This window comes from Paenibacillus lautus NBRC 15380 (assembly GCF_004000945.1).
In the GTDB taxonomy this organism is placed as follows: Bacteria; Bacillota; Bacilli; order Paenibacillales; family Paenibacillaceae; genus Paenibacillus_AQ; species Paenibacillus_AQ lautus.
In genome coordinates this window covers 1-20,982 of the sequence record NZ_BIMF01000022.1, presented here as the reverse complement: position 1 = coordinate 20,982, position 20,982 = coordinate 1, and the positions used below count along the sequence as shown (strand labels likewise).

The following is a 20,982-nucleotide window of genomic DNA, read 5'->3' as shown; positions in this document are numbered from 1 at the left end:
AACGAATGCTGATCGATTTAGAGAAAGAAGGTCAAGAGTCAACAAACAAAAAGTTTAATTTACATCAATCAGTTATTCGTAAAGAAGCCACTATTGACCAAAACTGTCGGTGCGTTATTTCAAAACGTTTAAAAGTTTACGTTACTGTAATCCAGCAGGGTATTACATATGTAACTACTCTCTCGGTAGTAATGGATTTGTACAACAATGAGATTGTAGTCTGTTTTCTGAAAGTGATGACCTTAAATTGGTCACAGAAATGATAGAACAGTAGAGCCAGGGTATGTCTTACTCCATTTCGGACCAGGGGTTTCAATCTGAAGTGGCCGGAGGAGAAAAAACTGTCAGGAGCCACTCCAGACGAAGCCTCATATCCTAGAACAAGAAAAACACTAGTTGTGGATTGTATGCGTTTTACAATCCGAAATCCTTCAAAAACTACCTCGGCGATCCCTCCCAAATGAATTTTGGAAAGATCGCCGCCTAATAAAAACATCGTGTTATTGATTAAGTTAGATTTAAAATTTTTTTAGAAAGTTGGAAAATTAAATCTAGATTAATGTTTCTCGATTTCTCTTTTACTAAATAGATCCGTTTTAATCATAATGTCAGAAATCCTGAACAGAGTAGCCATGTCCTCTAAAGGAGGGTTACAATATTTTGTATCTATTTGTGTCCCCGAGGTCAAGTTAATACAAGGACCTTCAAATAGAAACTCATCCGTAATGTAACTTCCATCTCTTGTGGGTAAGATACGGTTAGCGGCATGTTCGAATAGGTTGCCACCCATAAAATATGCTTCACTTGTATCAATGCCTAGAAGGTGCAGTAAAGTCGGCGCTATATCTAAATGTCCAGCAAGGCCATCTTCATTTGAATCATTTGTTCCAGGAATATGAATTATAAAGGGAACTTTATCTGCAAATTTATTATAATTCAGGTTCGTATCACTCATTTGCCATATGGATTTCGTTTCAAGTCCTGCATCATGGTCGCCATAAATAGCTATAATAGTGTCATTATATAGCTCCTCTTGCTTTAATTTCTCAATTAAGACCCCGATAGCCGTATCAGTATAGTGTACTGAGTGCAAATAATTCTCCATTAACCTATCATCAATTCCGCTTAAATCTAATTCTTTATATTTCTCTGGTATTGAGTCATAAGGATGATGATTTGTTAGTGTAATCAAAAAGGAAAAAAAAGGCCGTTTGAGATCTCTTATTTTTTCAATTGACTGTACAAAAAATTCAGTATCTGAAAGTCCCCAACCAATTGATTCTGTTGTATTAAAGTCCTCTGCAAAATAGGATTCCTCGAAACCGTAATTATGGTGCATCGGTTTTCTGTTCCAAAACTCACCATTATAAGCATGAGCGGAGAAGGTAGCGTAACCGCTGTCCTTCAATAGTTTGGGAAGTGTATCTAATTCAGTGTTAGGATATCGAAAATTTACTGTTCCTTCGCGTAAAGGATATAAGGAGGCGAGGGCTGTTAATTCTCCATCAGATGTTCGCCCGTTGTAAGTTTGATCAAAAAAGTTATTGAAATAAAATCCTTCTCTGGCTAATTTATTTAGGTTTGGCGTGACTTCATACCCATTTACATTTAAATTAACAACAAAAGATTGGAGTGATTCCACTTGAATTAGTATTAGATTTTTATTTTTAAACTTACCAAATGTCGGGCTTTCGGGATAATATATATTATGATTATCAAACCAGTTTTGAATCTGCATCTTTTCCTCAGAGTTTACCTTCGGCTTTGATAAGCTAGATTCTAGATATTTATAAATATCGAAAGCATGATAATTTATAATACCAAGGTGATTAACAACTTCTCTATTGGAGAAAGTCTGTTTGAAAATTTGTGTATCATCCTTGTATATTTTTACAACTTGTAAAGAAATCGCAAAAAGAGAAAGGCTTATAGAAGATACAATAATTAATTTATTCATTTTCCCAGGCCTATTATTCCTCAATAAAACAAACAAAAATAGCACAAATATATAATCCACAAAAAATATTGTATCTGCTGGTTTTAAAAGTTGAAAAATACTATCGCCTAACTGACTTACTTGTTGTATATACTGGAGCATTATTATAGATGTAACATCATTAAAGTATCTGATATATATAAGATCAGCCAAAATAATTATCGTGAGAAGAACATTGATTAAAATATATATTATATTCCTTAGATGGTAGTGTTTTAAAAAACTTATCATTAATGCAATCACAGTCGTTAGTCCAAGCGTGCAAAAAACATTAGCAATATTAATACTAGTATTGCTAAAGTGAGAAAAAAGTAGGGTTTTTACCATTGTGCTAATAATAAACCAGAGCACTATTATATGGTCGAATAAAAATTTTAGTTTAATAAACTGTTTGTTCTTTTTATGATTTTTGAATAGTAATAAAGTAAGTAAGCAAAATAACAATATAATAATAATAGACCTTACAACAATATTGTCATCTTGTTTAATAAAAGTATCCTCATAAAATTTGGATTTTTCCCCATTATTGGTTACCGCTATTAATTGTAATTTATAATCACCAGGGTCTAATTTTTTAGATTTATGAATAAAATTAAAGCCACTATAATTAGAATTGCTATCATTTGGATATGAACTATGAACATCTTTTCGTTCGATACCGTAGTTAGCATTGCCAATATATTCGTCATTAAAATAGACTTCTATACTTCGAATCCCAGTCTCATTAAAAGCCCAACCATTGATACTGATATCCTCTTCGTTCTTTATGACATCTTTTACAGTAGAATCGATAGTAAACGTAACTTTCTGTTCGCGTATAATGTTGAGTCTGGCAACGCTGTATTTGTCCCCCTCTGTACTTTCTGCTATAACATCAAGAACATGTTTGTCAAAAGAGAAATCAGCAATTGAAATATCTTTAAGAAATCCACTAGTAGCTGCCTGTTTGTATTGAGGGTAAGTTGTTTCGACATCCTTTCTTTCTAACCCATATTGGGCTTTTGAGATTTGATTACCATCAACATAAATGGTGACTGACGTAATCTCAGCTTTTTTATTGAAAACCCAACCTGAGATACTGAGTGTATCCGAAACTTTAGCATTAGAAGTTGGAGAATCAATTGATCCCAAATAGTCACTTTCTGCTTTGGTTACTGGACATAACAGACTAAAAATGATGAATAGAATAATGACGGATGTTGATATTTTAAGAATCTTCATGATGCACCCTTTTCCTTGAGTAAAATAAACAGATTTAAGCAATAGTTAAAATTATAACGTAAAATAGAATAGGTGCTAGATAAATAATGGAAATTAAACTATAAAGTGCATACTGATTATCAGACAAAATGGACAAGGAAATGAAAGTGATTACGTTATCTATAAAAGCAAGGAGGGGGAACGAATCCGATTTATCTGCTATTGTCCACAAGTATTTTGCTCGCGCCAAACTATGGAACAACAGCCGATTAAGCTCCTCGTGATGGTATTGGGAGTATCGACAGTCCAGTATGCAAATTTCAGCCGTGGCTTAATGTTGTAGAGATTGACTTCTTACGAAAACCTAGAAGATTTGATTTTCTGACTAATCCGCAAAAAACCTCCGTCGCGTCTTATGGAAGCATGAATGGGAGTACGTGAAACTGCAGAACATCAATGGGGCAGTTTTTGTGTATGATGCGTTCCGTCATTTGGCAGTAGCCAAGTGGCGTTTTTTTGTTTGGCCCCTCCATTAACCGGGTATTTACCTAGCAACAGCAATGAACGAAACAAAGGGTGGGGATACCATGAAACGGATCGCAGTTGTCCTTCTATTATTTTCCGCCGTTATGATACTGCTTCTGACTCATCTGGAGTTGGAAGAGGAAGAGCCGCAAGGATTCGCGGCCTATCGCCTGATCGCCCATGCCATGGGAAGCATCGGGGAACAACCCTACACGAACGCCTACGAAGCCATGGTCGTTAACTACGAGAAAGGCACTCGGGTATTCGAGATTGATTTGATGCTGACGGAGGACCGTAAAGTCGTGGCCAGGCATGAGTGGACGGAGAGCATGACACAGCAGCTGGGCCAGAAGGAAAAACTCCCTGACGATAAGCAGGCAGCGCGCCTGAGCCATGAGGAATTCATAAATACGCCGATTTTGGAGCAATACCAACCGATGGATATTGAGGGGATCATGGATATGATGGAGCGTCATCCCGATATCTACATCGTGACGGATACGAAGGAGCAGAAGGATCAGGACATTCAATACCTGTTCACGGAGATTGTAAACGCTGCTTATGAGCGGGATTCGAAACTTCTGGATCGGGTGGTCATCCAAATTTATAATGAGCCCATGCTCGATATGGTCATGGACATCTATCCGTTTGAATCAATTATCTATACGTTGTATGCCACGCAAGATTCACCCGCCGAGATCACGGCCTTCGTGCAGGAAAACAATATCGACGCTGTTACCATGCCGGAGTACAAGGTCAGCCCGAATTTCGTAGCCAAGCTGAGGCAAGCGGGTGCCGTGACCTATGTCCACACCATTAATGACACCACGACCGTGAACAATTATGAAAAATGGGGCGTGTACGGCGTTTATTCAGACCTGCTGACAGAGCCGGAGCTGGAGCAGAACAGTTTGAGGTTTTAGTTAATAACCAACCATATATGCAGATTATGAAAAAATATGTCTATAAAAGGGCATGTTTTTTCATTTGTTCCAGTAATTGGACTTGTGTTATTTACTGGAAGTGTTAATGTTATTAGAACTTATAGACTATATAGATTTAGGTCTATTGATTCAAATCGATAGAATAATAGTCGTATAGTCTTGTGTTGGGATTGATAATAATTAGGGAGAGAGGAATTCAACTTGGGTAACAGACTAAAATTTTACAAAAGGGCAATAAGTGCAGTATTAGGTATATCCCTCATACTGTCTCCGTTAGGCGGAGCCTATGCCGCAACAGCAAAAGGTGAGGCACAAACCACCTCCAGTGCTAGTGATATTACAGGACACTGGGCAAGCAAGTCGCTTCAAAAATGGAATGAACAAGGTTATCTTAATGGGGATCAAAACGGAAAGATTCATCCGAATGCTCCAATAACTAGGGCTCAGCTTGCCGCGGTCATTAATCGATCGTTTCAGTTCGAGACAAAGGCTGTCATTTCATACCGTGACGTCAAAAGTACATCATGGTACTATAATGACTTGTCCGTGGCTGCCTCGCAAGGGTACATGAAGGGATACAGCAATGGAACCTTCAAACCGGATAGTAAGGTAACACGTCAGGAATTGGCTGTCATCTTGAGTTCACTAATGGAGCTTAAACCAAGTGATGCAGCCAATAAATTTACAGACACGGATAGTAGTCCAACATGGAGCAAAGGGGCGATCGGGGCTGTCACTTCTAGCGGTATCATGAATGGAAGTAATGGCAAGTTCAGACCGACAGCAAGTGCATCGCGTGCTGAAGCCATAACTGTACTTGATCGTGCTCTTGAGCAGATTAAATCTAAGGAAGTTACGAGTTATGACAAGGCAGGCACATTTGGTCCTGTTACAGGAACTAAGAAAATTCCGGGATCCGTACATATTAATGCCTCGGATATCACGCTTCAAAATATGACCATAGAGGGTAACCTTGTCATTGGCGAAGGCGTTGGTGAAGGGGATGTCACGCTTCAAGGAGTAACGGTCAAGGGAAGTACAACGATAAAAGGCGGGGGCAAAAACAGTATTCATGTGGTTGACTCCGTGCTTATTACCGTTATTGTGAACAAAAAGGACGGAAGTGTCCGTATCGTTGCCGAAGGTGGCAGCTCTGTGTCACAGGTTACACTGCAATCCGGTGCGATCCTGGAAGAAACAGGTTTGACAGGTGAAGGGTTTAAAGATCTTTTATTGTCCAATCTTATTCCATCTGGCTCCAACGTGACTTTAGCAGGGCAGTTCGAAACAGTAGATGTTACAGCAGCTTCGCTGAATGTGAATCTTACTTCAGGCTCTGTAGCTCAGCTAAATGTTGCGGCGAATGCTTCCGGCACGAGTCTGAATGTTGGATCTTCTGCATCTGTCCTATCCCTGATTCTTAATGCAGCAGCGTCTGTGAGTGGTCAGGGAAGCATTGGCAGTGCCCAAGTTAATGCTGCTGGCGTATCCTTTACTCAGCGCCCGGGCAGTCTGGTGTTAGCGGATAACGTTACCGTAAGCGTTAGTAGCGGAGGTTCTACTTCTGGATCTAACGCTGGAACCGGAGAGAACGGGAATACAACGAATCCTAATCCTACTCAGCCGCCGGTTACGAACCGTATTCAATTGAGTAACGGACAGGCAGTATTACAGTTTGCGAATGCCGTGCCTTCTCTGGAACTGACTGATTTTAACATCAGCGCAACGGTCGCAGGCACTGTTTATCAGTTGGAAGACATTGCTTTTAATAATGTAACTAAAATGCTGACATTTAAACCGATTTCGCTCGATGAGCATTATGGTGATACATTTGTTCTTAATGTGTCTCCTGTAGAGGGTAGCTCCAAGTTCACAACAAGTTTAACGGGAAGTGTGAAACTTGAAGGCTTCGAAGGTACAATAACTGATGTTAACGAACTTCCTGTGGAAGGTATGAGAATTGACTTCCGCAGAGGATTAGGCAATACAACGGGCAGCATTGCTGCGTCGTCGGTTACTAGTTTGGATGGACGATATACCGCTAATTTGCCAGCCGGGGTATATACTGGACAACTCACAAAAGCCGGCTTTATTACGACTTATGTAGTAGGTGTCTCACTAAGCGACAGCTTTAACCGGAATGAAGATGCGACTGCAATCAAAATCCCGGCAAACGATGAGATTCGCATCGTGTTGACATGGGGTGAGAAGCCGAGGGATGAAGACTCCCACCTGCTTGGACCAACGCCTGATGGAAGATCATTCCACACTTATTTTGGTGATCGGGAATATTATTATCAGGGAGAAAAGTACGCGGATCTGGACCATGATGATACAGACTCCTATGGCCCAGAGACAACGACCATTCGCAAGCGCGTAGACGGCAAGTATCAGTTCTATATTCACAACTACTCCAGAAACGGATATGACGGATCGGAAACGCTTCGTAATTCAACTGCTAAAGTCGAGATATACAGCGGAAATAGCGGTCAACCTGTGAAGATATATCATATCCCGGGTGGAAGTGGAGATGAGTTATACTGGTATGTATTCGATATGGAAGTAAACGGCGCAGAACTGAATTTCACGGATCATAACAAACTTGTTTTGGATGAACCTCAGTCTGATCTTCAGCCGGCAGTAGAGTATAATTTCTACTCATCCATTGAAGGAAATCGTTTAGTTGATAAAGCTTTACGGCTTACGCTTGGGTCGGGATATTATCCAACTCAAGATAAGGTATACCTTCGCTTTTCTATCGAGGGTCCGTTGAACCCGGATATTGTTGAACTCAAGTCAAGTGAAGGTGCTTTGTTACCGTTCCAGCCCAATTCATTGAATAATTCGATTGAGGCTTACCACGGTTCAAATGATAACGGATATGATGTGTCTAATCTTGAACTCCAGTATGAGCTGAAGTTCAAGCAAGCGGGAAGATATACATTTAAAACTGAATTTATTGATGTAAGCAGTAATCAAGTTCTGGATACGACTTATGATACGCTGGACATTAAGGATGGAGAATTTGATCTTCTGAACGAAGAGAAGGCAAAACTAATGATTGAGTCAAGAGTTTCCTATCTTACAACGGTTGGGGATGCGGTTTATCTTGCAGATCGAAATAATCCTCTATTGGATGATACTTTAGTTATCATTGAGGATCTGGAAATGACAACTCCAGCAACCGTAACTGGCAGCGTATATCTTAAAGAAGATCAAGGCTCGATCATTCTTGAGAATTACAATGACGGTGCTCAATACGTTATTTATCACGCAAAGGTTAAGCTGGCCCGTGGGTCGCAGCAGACAATTGCTCAACCAATATCCATCATTATTCCGACACTGAACATGTTGATTGATGAGGCCATTGCAGATGCTGATAAGCTGATTAATGATGACCCTACTTTAACTGACTTGATCACTGCTCGTGACGCGGCGTGGCAAGCTAGAATTGGCAGTCAGAATGATGCTAAAATTACGGCACTCAAACAGCTGGCGAGATTACTAATCAACTTGCTCTAAAATACGGCTAAAATGATCATCTTGCCCGTCCGATTCACTCATGTGAATTCGGGCGGGCTTTTTCATTCTCATCTCAGCAGTACAGTACCGCGTCCTTTGGCTCCTACATCACAATTACCAAAAAAATGTTCGTATTTTATGCGAACATAAATTGACTTGCTTACCGTGCTAGCATAGACTTATTTTAGTATAATAGTAACCCGTGAACGTGGAGGAATGACGCTTGAAAGAGATGATACAATCCTGGAGGCATGTGTTTAAGCTGGACCCCGACAAGGAGATCGATGACGAGACCCTTGATGCGGTATGTTTGTCAGGAACCGATGCCATTATGGTCGGAGGCTCAACCGGAGTCACTTATGAAAATACCGTGGATCTGCTGTCCCGAATTAGGCGCTACGAGCTGCCGTGCGTGCAGGAAGTATCCGATCTGGAAGCCGTTGTACCCGGATTTGATCTATATATGGTCCCTATGGTCATGAATACTCAGGATCCGACCTGGATCATGGGCCGGCATCGCGAAGGAATCGAACGCTACGGGTATATGATCCCGTGGGATCTCGTTGTGACCGAAGGTTATATCGTGTTGAACGAGAATGCCGCGGTGGCGAAGCTGACCGGAGCAGAGACTTCGATTGAAGCGAGCGTTGCCGCTGCTTACGCTCAGATCGCGGACAAGCTGATGAATCTGCCGATTGTATACCTGGAATACAGCGGCGTATTTGGCGATATGGAGACCGTCCGTACGGTTCGAAGATCGCTGGATAATGCCCGTTTGTTCTACGGTGGCGGAATAACGAGCGCCCAGCAAGCGTCGGAGGCAGCAGCTATCTCTGATACGATCGTTGTAGGCAACATTGTATATGATCATCTGGAGCAGGCGCTCGAGACGGTCAAGGCCATGAAGGGCTGATTGGTTTTCTGTATACCCATCTGCTAAAAAATATAGAGACTAATTACGGTAACCTCAGGTTCTATAATAGTGTTTCTTTTCCATGCTGCCTTGTGAGGTTAAGCATGTATTTATTTCATTTAAATATGTAATTCATTAAGCCAAGCAACGCAGAACTCAAAGTGTCTGTCTTAGATATGTCGTAATCTATATTCATTCTCTTCAAATTTTATCTATCTACCAGACACCCTATCCCATTCTTTTGGATTTTCACCTTTACCCAAGTTTCTCCCTTATCAAATCTACACCTATTAGGAGGCAATACTATGCATTCCATTGATATACACGACGCCGTCAGACGTCTCAATCCGCAGCAGCGTCAAGCCGTTGAAGCAACCGATGGACCGCTGCTCATTATGGCGGGGGCCGGCTCCGGTAAGACGCGGGTGCTGACACACCGGATCGCGTATCTAATCGCCACGCGCAAAGCAGCTCCCTGGAGCATTCTTGCGATTACGTTTACGAATAAAGCAGCCCGCGAGATGCAGGAGCGGGTATCCAAGCTGGTCGGCCGGGAAGGCCAGGACATCTGGGTATCAACGTTCCACTCGATGTGCGTACGGATTTTGCGTAAAGACATTGAACGGATCGGCTTTACCTCGAATTTCAGTATTTTAGACTCGACCGATCAGCTGTCCGTTATTCGGAACGTGATGAAGCAGCACAACATCGATCCGAAGAAATTCGAGCCGAAGGCAATTCAAGCAGCTATGAGCGCCGCTAAGAATGAACTGATTTCCCCGCAGCAGTATGAACAGAAAGCCGGAGATTATTTTGAATCCCTTGTAGCCAAGGTCTACACCGAATACCAGAAGCGCTTGAAGAGTAACAATTCGCTTGATTTTGACGATCTGATCATGACCACGATTCAGCTGTTTAAGGAAGTTCCAGAGGTTCTTGATTTCTACCAGCGCAAATTCCAGTATGTCCACGTGGACGAATACCAGGATACCAACCGGGCGCAGTACATGCTTTGCCGCATGCTGGCGGACAGCCATCACCGCATTTGCGTTGTCGGGGACAGCGATCAGTCGATCTACCGCTGGCGTGGCGCGGATATCACGAACATCCTGAATTTTGAGCAAGATTACCCGGAGGCACGGACAATTCTGCTGGAGCAGAATTACCGTTCGACAGCGAATATTTTGAACGCTGCCAACAATGTTATTGGCCTGAACACAGGCCGTAAGCCGAAGAATCTGTGGACCGAGCAAGGCGAAGGACCGAAGATCAAGGTGTTCCGCGGGGACACGGAGCATGATGAGGGGTATTTTGTGACCTCGGAAATTAGCAAGAACATCAAAGACGGCAAGAGTTATCAGGATCATGCGATTCTGTACCGGACCAATGCGCAGTCCCGGGTGATCGAGGAAATTCTGATTAAGTCGGATATTCCTTACCAGATCGTCGGCGGCATCAAGTTCTATGATCGCAAAGAGATCAAAGACATGCTTGCTTATCTTCGCCTGATTTCCAATCCGGACGACGATATCAGCTTGACGCGGATCATTAATGTGCCAAAAAGAAGCATCGGCGACACAACTGTTGCGAAGCTGGCGGCTGCAGCCGCAGAGCGGGGCATCTCGATCTTCCGCGTGCTGGAAATCGTGGACGACCTCGGTTTTGCCGGACGGACGCGCAATGCGCTGGTGGGCTTCTATGACATGATTGCCGCGCTCAGCCGGATGGTCGAGTTTCTGTCGGTCACCGAGCTTACGGAAAAAATACTTGAAATGTCCGAATACCGACTCGAGCTGCAAAACGAGAATACAATCGAATCCAGATCCCGCCTCGAGAACATCGACGAGTTCCTGTCGGTGACGCAAGAGTTCGAGAAGAATAACGAGGATAAGTCCCTCATTTCCTTCCTTACGGATCTTGCGCTGATCGCGGACATCGATTCGATGAACGATGACGAAGAAGACCGCGACGACGCTGTCGTGCTCATGACCATGCACAGCGCCAAAGGTCTGGAGTTCCCGGTCGTGTTCATCATCGGCATGGAGGAAGGGGTATTCCCGCACAGCCGTGCCTTTATGGATAACGAAGAGCTGGAAGAGGAACGCCGACTTGCTTATGTAGGCATCACGCGGGCGGAGAAGCAGCTGTTCCTGTCCTGTGCGCGCATGCGTACGCTATTTGGCCGCACGACGGCGAACCCGCCTTCTCGCTTCCTGGAGGAAATCCCGGAAGAACTGAAGGAAGACACCCAGATGGCGCATGACCGATACCGCCGCGGCGGCGGTAGCAATGTGGGCGGATCTTACGCCGGACGCGGCTTCGGAGGCGGTGGAGGCAGCAACTTTGGCGGCGGCCGCAGCGTGGATCTCTCCCTCAGCGGATCGACCGCTTCCGCGCAAGCTGCGCCGAAGAGCCGGGTGACGATGACAACCGGTGCAGCATCCCGTCCAGCGGCCGCTTCGGGCAGTGGGGAATTTAAAGCCGGCGACAAAGTGGCCCATGGCAAATGGGGAACCGGTACGATTGTAGCGGTAAAGGGAAGCGGCAACGACATGGAATTGCAGATTGCATTCCCGGCGCCTGTGGGTGTGAAACGTCTGCTTGCCGGCTTTGCGCCGATTACGAAAGTGGAATAAGGGATACAACTAGGAGAATCGGCATCAACGGAAGAACGATCCGAATTCGCAGTGATGATTGGCAGAAATCTTTAACCCAACCTATTTTGGCCTTATATTATCGAAGGAGGATTGCCCCTGCATGGATTTCAAGGAAAAGATGGAGAAGCTCATTGCGGAGCTGAACAATTACAATTACCATTATTACACGCTGGATCAGCCGCTTGTAAGCGACAAGGAGTATGACGCCCTGTACGACCAGCTGGTAGCGTTGGAGGCAGAGACCGGCGTGACGCTCCCGGATTCTCCGACCCAGCGGGTGGGCGGGGAGATTCTGAAAGGTTTTGCCCCTCACCGTCATTTGGCTCCGTTATGGAGCCTTGATAAGGCTCAGAACATCGAGCAGCTCCGTACCTGGCATGATCGCGTGGTCAGGCTGGTCAATGACTACAATGCGAAGAATCCCGGCAATCCTCTGCCGACTCCTTGTTATGCACTGGAGCTAAAGTTTGACGGGCTGACGCTGAATCTGACCTATCAGGACGGTAAGCTGGTTCAGGCGTCGACACGGGGCAACGGAACAGTTGGCGAAGGCATTTTGGCTCAGGTGAAGACCATCAAGTCGGTGCCGATGACGATCCCGTACACGGAAGGCACGATCGAAGTGCAGGGAGAAGGCATCATGAACCTGTCCGTGCTGGAACATTACAACCAAACCGCGGCCGAGCCGCTCAAAAACGCGCGTAATGCCGCCGCAGGGGCGCTCCGCAATCTGAATCCGAAGGTGACGGCCGAGCGTAAACTGAACGCTTACTTCTATAATGTAGGTTATTCCGATGGAATCACCTTTGCCGATCACAAGGAAATGATGGATTTCCTGCGCGAGAACCGGCTCAAGGTCAATCCGTACATTTTCTATTTTGAGCAATTTGACGATGTAATGGAGCAATTGGCCGATATCGAGAAGCGCCGTTCCGAGCTCGATTACCTCATTGACGGAGCGGTGGTAAAGGTCACCGATTTCCGCATCCGCGAGGCGCTCGGATATACCGATAAGTTCCCCCGCTGGGCAGTCGCTTATAAATTCGAAGCGGAAGAAACCACGACCGTGCTGCAGTCGGTAACCTGGAATGTGGGGCGGACCGGAAAAATCACGCCGTTAGCGCGTGTAGAGCCTGTTGAGCTTGCCGGGGTCACGGTGCAAAATTGTACGCTGAACAATATCGGGGATATTGAGCGCAAGAACCTCAAGTTCGCACTGGGCTCCCGAGTCTTCATTCGCCGTTCGAATGACGTTATTCCCGAGATCCTCGGCAAAGTAACGGAGGAGCAGGACGGAGAAGAGATCCTGTATCCGGAACAGTGTCCATCCTGCGGATTCCCGCTGGAGCAGCGCGGCGCTCACCTCTTCTGCAACAACAAGACGGGGTGCAAACCGCAAATCGTGGCCCGGATCACGCATTTTGCTTCCAGGGATGCCATGGACATTGAAACATTCAGCGACAAGACCGCGATCCAGTTATACGACGAACTGGGCGTGAGAGAACCGGCTGATCTTTACACGTTATCTTTTGATAGCTTGCTGAAGCTGGAGCGCTTTGGCGAGAAAAAAGCCCAGAATCTGCTGGATGCCATCGAGAAGAGCAAGGAGCGGGATCTTGCATCCTTCCTCTTCGCACTGGGGATTCCGAATACCGGTAAATCCACAACCAAAATGCTGGCGGATCACTACCGTGATCTGCACCGCGTGATGGCTGCGACCGCAGAAGAATTGGTCGAGCTGCCGGACGTGGGCGGCATCGTGGCCGAAAGTATCGCAGGATACTTCGCGGACCCGTTTGCCCAAGCAAGCATTCAGAAGATGCTCTCGCTGGGTGTCCAAGCGAAAGCGCCGGAAGCACCGAAGCCGGTCAGCACCGATTCCTACTTCAGCGGCAAAACGGTGGTGCTTACAGGCACCCTCCATCTGCTGACCCGCGAAGAGGCAACCGAACGCTTGGAAGCGCTCGGCGCCAAAGTCACCGGCAGCGTGTCCAAGAAAACGGACCTCCTCATCGCAGGCGAAAAAGCCGGCAGCAAGCTGGCTAAAGCCCAGCAGCTCGGCATCGACATCCTGGAGGATGAAGAAGAGTTTGTGCGGTTGCTGAACGAATCATAATACAATCTGGATATATCTTGCAGAATCAGTTGCAACTCCATGTGAACCGAGGCTATCGATAGCCTCGGTTTTTCTTTTTCCCCGGTTCCCTGACTTCTCCCTTACTTGCGATGTGAGCCATATTTTCTATGAATCTCTGACATTTTTGATCATTCGTCAAAACCTCCTATACAATCGACTGAATTTAACAAAAGCATACAGAAAAGGATGAAGGAATCTAATTTTTAATTCTAGAATAATTTACCACGGGTCAGTCTTATGCGGAAAGGAGTGGATACCATCGTTAGGCAGCGCAGATATGCTGATGACATCCCAGACCCTAATGTGATTGGGAAATCTATCTTATGGGAGGGGCAAAGCCTTGAGTAAAAAGTTATGGTCCGCACTACTAAGTTTTGTATTAACGCTATCACTCGTTGCACCAGCGGCTGGGGCCGCTCCGTCAGAACGGCAGATCGAGCTGGACAATCAGCTCAGTGCCGATGAAGCTAGGCAGATAAAGGATATTCTGAAACAGCGAGCTAAGCTTGCAGAGTTTCCGGTGCTTGAACAAAGCCTGCAGAAATCTGCCGGGGGTCCTACAAGAGTCATTGTAGAGCTGTCTACTGAGCCAGTGGCCTTAGCCAAAGGGCTTTCCTCTATTCAGGGTCAATCCTTTAGTTCTTTCGTAGAGGCGAAGGTTGAGGCACAGGTGCAATTGGAGCAGCAGACTTTTATACGCAGCCTGAGCACGAAGAATATAACGCACGAAATTTCGGAGCAATATAGTTACGCATTCAACGGGGTGTCCATGGAGATCGACGGCAGCAAGATTGAAGCGCTGCTTGATCTCCCTGGCGTTCTAGGTGTATATCCCGATTTGGAGGTAACGGTTGGACCGAAGGGCGAAGTGAATCCATACATGAAGGATACGGGGCCGTTCATCGGTGCTCCTGATGTCTGGGATCTAGGATATACAGGCAAAGGCATTAAAGTCGGTGTTATCGATACAGGGATTGATTACGTTCACCCTGTCCTGAAGGATGCTTATAAGGGTGGATATGACTTCGTCGACAATGATAACGATCCTTATGAGGCGACTCCGCTTGACTGGGAGAATGATCCTTCCAATCCCCCACAGGTCGATGACAGGGGGAGTACGTATTGGACTGATCACGGAACACATGTGGCGGGTACCATCGGAGCCCGTGATGTGGGCGAATATGGAGTTGTAGGCATTGCGCCGGACGCGGATATCTATGCGTATCGCGTTCTTGGGCCGTACGGAAGCGGCTATTCCAGCTGGGTACTAGGTGGTATTGACCGTTCCGTTCAAGACGGAATGGATATAATCAACCTCTCCCTTGGCAATTCACGCAATGATCCGGACTATGTGACGTCAGTAGCACTCAACAATGCTGCGCTGGCCGGTGTCACGCCAGTCGTTGCTAGCGGCAATTCGGGGCCAAACCGCTGGACGGTTGGATCGCCGGGAGCGGCGGCTTTTCCGATTACGGTAGGAAACTCAACGGGTCCAAGTGATGAAATGGCGGCAACATCGCACTTTTTCACGGATGCGGAATTGCCGGGTGAGCCAATTGATAACAATGAGGGTCCGTTGGAGCTTGGAGCAGAGCCAACACAACCCGTTACACCTGAAGAGCAGACGGATGTAGGAGCACAGGCAGATGAAGCAGCTGGACCAACATCGACTAATGACACGGCAGCTGTCGATGAGACTCCCGATTCTATCGATACGGAGCAGGATCTAGAGCCGGCTCAACCGACTGAAGGAGCCGAAGAGGAGCAGGTCACGGAAGAAGAGGTTGTTGAACCTGTCAAGGATAAGGAACTGCCTTCGGCAGACGATAACGCTCTGATTACTGTGGTAGATGCAACGTATAAGCTTGAATTAATGGCTTGGAATCTCGCAGAGGATCCAGAAGTCGTTCTGGATGGAGATTTTGAACTGGTTTATGCGGATCTGGGCAAACCTGAGGATTTCGCAGATAAAGATGTAGAGGGCAAAATCGCTTTAATTAAACGCGGCGAACTCGCCTTTGTCGATAAAATCGCTAATGCGAAGGCAGCAGGTGCGACGGGTGCCATCGTATTCAACCAGAACCCTGGGCCTATTGGTGTTTTACTTGGGGACAGCTTTGCCTTCATCCCAACCTTTAGTATGAGCAAAGAAGACGGCGATTATATCAAATCGCTGCTCGATGCCAACCCGGATCTGAAAGTGAAATTCTCGGATTTTATTAAAAACCGAACCGCCGGCGATGAAATCAATGATTCCAGCTCCCGTGGCCCGGCCAAAAAGACGCTGGATATTAAGCCCGATGTGGTAGCACCGGGAACCAGCATTTTGTCTTCCGTGCCAAGGTATGGAAAAGATGATCCGGAAGCTGATTACAGTCAATCCTATGATCGCTTCACGGGCACCAGTATGGCATCCCCGCATGTGGCAGGGCTTGCAGCTCTCATTTTGGAGAAGCACAACGACTGGACTCCATTCGATGTCAAAGTCGCACTGATGAATAACGCCAAAGTGCTGAATACCGAATCCTACGATGTAACGGATCAAGGAGCCGGGCGTGTACAAGCGCTCAATACCATCCAGGCAGAGGCTCTGGTGAAGGTCTTGGACAAGACCTCGTATCAGGAGAACGGAACAAGTAAAGAGCAGGATAACATTACGGGAAGCATTAACTTCGGTAATTTTACCGGCAAAGCTGCCAAGACCGTTCAGAAAAAAATAAAGGTAGAGAGTATTGGAAATGCGGGCGGGACTTTTAACGTGGAAATCAATAACACACAGGTCACGCCGGGAGTAAGTGTTACAACCGATAAAAGCACCTTCACCCTCAACGGTCAAGAAGAACTCACGGTAACTCTCCAAGTGCCGGAAGGGATAGAGGGCGTATCGGAACAGCAAGGCTATATTACCTTTACGAATGGTACCCATACCTATTCGGTTCCGTATGTTGCGTACTTTAACCTTGAGATCACTGGCGTGAAGTATACGAAAGCTTACAGTGATACCGAAAACTACTTACCGCATGTTCCGTTAACCGAGACGGGTGAATTAGGAAAGCTCAACCTGGCTTTCGAATTTTACAATCCGATGCAGATCGTCATCGTGGACTTGTATGACAGTCTTAATCCAGGAGCGGGTGTTGACGGCGACGGTATTATTGGCCAAATATTCGGAGGGCAGGCCTATTTTGATGCGAACACCTCGTTTACGATCGGCTGGAACGGGAAGTATGCCGATTATGAGACCGAGAAAGAGGTAGAGGTTCAGGACGGATTGTATTCGATCGAGCTGTTATCCCTGGATACCGATTTCGTAGTCCACTCGGATTATGCAACGATTCCTTTCTTTGTGAAGAGATCGGCACCATCGATCCAAACCGAGCAGGATGTCAAAATCTCCGGCAAGAGCAATCCTGCACTAATTGGCACGGTCGATGATCTCTATGTAACGGCTGTTCCGGCTCTGTGGGATGAGTGGGCCATTGATTTTGACGTAAGCGAATGGTTGGATGCCACTTATGTTATTAAGAGAGCCAATAAAACGGTAGCGAAGGAAGGCAGCTTTGATGTCGAGCAGGATGGTGCATTTAACATTGCTTTAGACGGATTGTCTTCAGGCAACTATACCGTTGAGCTTTCCGTCAAAGACCGTCAAGGTCTTGAAGAAAAAGCGACGGTTGACCTGCAGCTGACGGGCGCGCCTGGACCAGGAAACCCTGATCCAGGTAACCCAGGTGGCGGATCCGGCGGCGGTGGAGGCTCGTCCTCCGGTGGCGGTTCTACAGGAACTCCGTCCACTCCGGCTCCTGAAGTATCGGGGGATGCCAAAGTAACCACGAAGAAAAATGCGGATGGCACAGAGTCTGCAACGGCAGCTTTATCTGAAGCAGCGATTACTGCAGGAATTACTGGGGACAGCAAGGAAGTGAAGCTGGACGTATCGAAGCTGGATTTCAGCAAATATAGCGAGGTAGCCTTTACTCTCGGCAAGACTGCCGTGGATAAACTGAAAGCATCCGGCAAACCGCTTGTGATTACGGGTAACGGATTTAGCCTGACGGTTCCTGCTGATGCCTTGGATGATTTCACTACGAGCAGCGGATTCAGCTTAGCGGTTTCCGTAGCTGCAAGCAAAGCAGGATCCGGAAATACATTGAACGCTGTATCCCCGATCGTTTCGATCAAACACGGAGACAAGTTCAAACACCCATTTCTGTTGACATTGAACTATGACCCAACAAAAGTGAAGGATGCGCGCAAGGTAGGTGCCTACGTGCAGTCGGAAAAAGGGGACCTGCAATCCGCGGGATTGCTGCAATCGGCTGCGCGTGGATCGATCACGTTCCGTGTTAACGGTCCAGGTTCATATGTGGCTGCCGAGAACAACGTGACCTTTAACGACATCGTCAGCCACTGGGCTAAGGATGAGATCGAGGTTGCTGCCTCGCAGCATATCACGAACGGTACTGGTGCAGGCCGCTTCTCTCCAAACAATGCGGTGACCCGTACAGAATTTGCGACACTGCTTGATCGTATTTTCGAGACAGGCATCGATTGGGAAACACGCAGCAAAGAAGCCGGAGCGAAGAATCCGCTGACCCGTGAGGATATGGTGGTCATGATTGCGGAAGCGCTGAAGATTGATTCCGATGCAGGCTCCTTGTCATTCAATGACAATAACTTAATCTCTGAGGATGCACGTACGGCCGTAGCCTTTGCTGTGAAGGAAGGTCTGGTGAAGGGAGTGAATGGCAACCGCTTCGGACCGGGTGAGACTTCCACTCGGGCCCAGGTATCCGTGATTGTGTATCGTTTACTGGATTATCTGAACAAAATCTAATGAAGATCTAAGATTAATTCATCTAGAATACAATCGTGGTTAAGCAAAAGAGGAGCTGCTCATGTCATGCGAATTGACGGGGCATCTCCTCTTTTTAATGACGCTCTCTTTGATACATGTATTACAATGCTAACATCGTTGCTGTATAAGGATGGCCCCGTTTTGTTCAAACCGTCAACAAAAATGTTGATTATACATCCCGTGATGTGTAATATTTCGGTAGCGTATGAAGTCGGATGATAGGTGGAAGGGAATGAAATATAATACAGTGTTCTATGTAACCATTGCAATAGTTCTATTTTTCATTATGGTTACTGTGTTGGGGAATATAGCTGAGGGAGCAGATGCCGGTACCATTCTGTTTACCATCGAGTGGCTGACGAAGTACGTGCTGCCATGGATATTCCTGTACTGGTTCATTAAACTTGTCAGAAAAATAAAGTGAAAGACACTCACCACGAGCACATTACTGTGCTGCCAATGAGTGTCTTTTTTATAACGATTATTCCCTCGACCACTGGTCCAGCTTGTCATCACCGGGAAGAAGCAGGGCAAGCAGACCAAGCAGCGGCAAGAAGCCGATGGCGATCATAACATTGCCGATTCCCCAAGCATCTCCGAGATTACCGAGCACAAGCGAACCGACCCCGCCCATGCCAAAAGCAAACCCGGTGATCAGCCCGGATACTGTACCGATATTGCCCGGATGCAGCATTTGGGCATATACGACGGTAACCGAGAAACTGGACAATAGAACAAATCCGCCGATCAGCAGCAATACAGCCGCCCAGAACGGGGAGGCGAACGGCAGAATCAGTGCAATGGGCGCCGTGCCGATCATGGAGAGCATGATCATGTTGCGGCGGCCAAAGCGGTCGGCCAGCGGACCGCCGAAGAAGGTGCCTACAGCTCCGGAAGCGAGAAACAGAAAAATATAGATCTGAGCATTATCAATCGTGATCTTATATGCATCCATAAGGTAGAAGGCATAATAGCTGCTGATGGCTGCGCCATACCAGGAGCGGATAAACACTAGAATGACGAGAACCAGCGTTGCATTACGTACGCTTTTCCGGCGAGCGGGATCGAGCATGCGTCCGGCAGTTTTCTTTTTGAACGTGTAACCAGCTTTCAGCATGCCGTGATACCAATGGGCAACATAGGATTGCACGATGATACCAGCCGCGGCAACGAAGGTGAAACCGATCGCGCCAAACTGTCCGAACGGTACGAAAATGTATCGTGTCAGGAGCGGGGCAAGTGACTGTCCGGCATTGCCCCCTACTTGAAAGATGGATTGGGATAACCCTTTTCGCATGCCTGCAGCCATATGTGCGACCCGCATTCCCTCAGGGTGGAAGGTCGCTGAGCCTAATCCGATCAGAACGACGGCGAACAGAACCAGGATGTATGTATGTGCATATGCAAGCATGAATACACCTGCAAACGTGAAACACATACCGATCGGAAGCAGAATCGGTGTCGGCCTTCGATCCGCGGCGTACCCGATAACCGGCTGGATAATGGATGAAGTAAAATTAATAGCGAAGGAGATCCAACCGATCTGCGTAAAGGTAAGCAGCAGATTATCCTTTAATATAGGAAAGATTGCAGGGATCACGGACTGAATTGAATCATTAAACAAATGCACGAAACTGATGGCGATTAGAATTTTATATACTGTGGCCTGATGTGCCTCTCCGTGCGCAGGACTTGGAGTATCTTTTGGCTTCTGGAGAGCGATGCTTTTGTCTGCCATTCGGCGAACTCCTTTCTTATAGATGTAGTCGGTCTGTAAAAAAGCGATGAACTAACCTTAAAACCTTTTCTATAGGAAATCAATTACATTTCGAGATGATACCTCAGAAATTTGAGGTCTATGATTGAGCACATTTATAGCGAGGTCGCCGACAGACTGTGTTAAATATCGATCTCTATAAGATATAAATCATGATAGGATCGATGTTATGCGAAACTTTACATATTTTCTTTTAAAAATGCTTGCTATATCTTTTGTATCATGGTATATTACTAACTGTCGCTTTTGACGAAAGCTTTTGAAGCTTGTCGAACGGCGTCGAAAAAAAAGTGTTGACATCAAGTTAATTACTTGATAAGATATAAACCTGCGCTGCTGATTGAAGATGATCGGCAAAGCAGCCAACAAGTTCCTTGAAAACTGAACAAATGGATCACGTCAATGTAACACAAGCAAACGTTAATACGTTAGCTTTGAAATGAGCAAGTCAAA

General features: G+C 46.2%; 9 protein-coding genes. 7 read left to right on the top strand and 2 right to left on the bottom strand.

Features of this window, described 5'->3' with window-relative positions:
• Positions 1-556 precede the first annotated feature (556 nt).
• On the bottom strand, positions 557-3,217 hold the full coding sequence (locus tag PLA01S_RS26515) for a sulfatase-like hydrolase/transferase (RefSeq protein ID WP_127594760.1): 2,661 nt from the start codon (positions 3,215-3,217) through the stop codon (positions 557-559).
• Between the two features lie 566 nt (positions 3,218-3,783).
• Between PLA01S_RS26515 and PLA01S_RS26510 the strand changes: the two genes are divergently transcribed.
• The 7 genes from PLA01S_RS26510 (at position 3,784) to PLA01S_RS26480 (ending at position 19,176) form a co-directional block, all read left to right on the top strand.
• On the top strand, positions 3,784-4,644 hold the full coding sequence (locus PLA01S_RS26510; protein WP_127594759.1) for a phosphatidylinositol-specific phospholipase C/glycerophosphodiester phosphodiesterase family protein: 861 nt from the start codon (positions 3,784-3,786) through the stop codon (positions 4,642-4,644).
• A 222-nt stretch (positions 4,645-4,866) separates the two neighbouring features.
• The gene (locus PLA01S_RS26505) at positions 4,867-8,187 is read left to right on the top strand and encodes an S-layer homology domain-containing protein (protein ID WP_127594758.1); all 3,321 of its coding nucleotides are present in this window, start codon (positions 4,867-4,869) and stop codon (positions 8,185-8,187) included.
• Positions 8,188-8,410: 223 nt separating this feature from the next.
• The gene (gene pcrB / locus PLA01S_RS26500; RefSeq protein ID WP_127594757.1) at positions 8,411-9,100 is read left to right on the top strand and encodes a heptaprenylglyceryl phosphate synthase; all 690 of its coding nucleotides are present in this window, start codon (positions 8,411-8,413) and stop codon (positions 9,098-9,100) included.
• 305 nt (positions 9,101-9,405) lie between these two features.
• On the top strand, positions 9,406-11,736 hold the full coding sequence (gene pcrA / locus PLA01S_RS26495; RefSeq protein WP_127594756.1) for a DNA helicase PcrA: 2,331 nt from the start codon (positions 9,406-9,408) through the stop codon (positions 11,734-11,736).
• Between the two features lie 121 nt (positions 11,737-11,857).
• A complete protein-coding gene (gene ligA / locus PLA01S_RS26490) occupies positions 11,858-13,873 on the top strand; it encodes an NAD-dependent DNA ligase LigA (protein WP_127594755.1) in 2,016 nt (671 codons plus the stop codon).
• A 361-nt stretch (positions 13,874-14,234) separates the two neighbouring features.
• On the top strand, positions 14,235-18,731 hold the full coding sequence (locus PLA01S_RS26485) for a S8 family serine peptidase (RefSeq protein WP_127594754.1): 4,497 nt from the start codon (positions 14,235-14,237) through the stop codon (positions 18,729-18,731).
• A gap of 253 nt (positions 18,732-18,984) precedes the next feature.
• Complete coding sequence (locus PLA01S_RS26480; protein WP_127594753.1) at positions 18,985-19,176, top strand: hypothetical protein; 192 nt, start codon at positions 18,985-18,987, stop codon at positions 19,174-19,176.
• 57 nt (positions 19,177-19,233) lie between these two features.
• On the opposite strand, the gene PLA01S_RS26475 is transcribed toward PLA01S_RS26480, so the two are convergent.
• Positions 19,234-20,490: an MFS transporter gene (locus PLA01S_RS26475; RefSeq protein WP_127594752.1), complete on the bottom strand. Its 1,257-nt coding sequence runs from the start codon at positions 20,488-20,490 to the stop codon at positions 19,234-19,236.
• Positions 20,491-20,982: the final 492 nt, after the last annotated feature.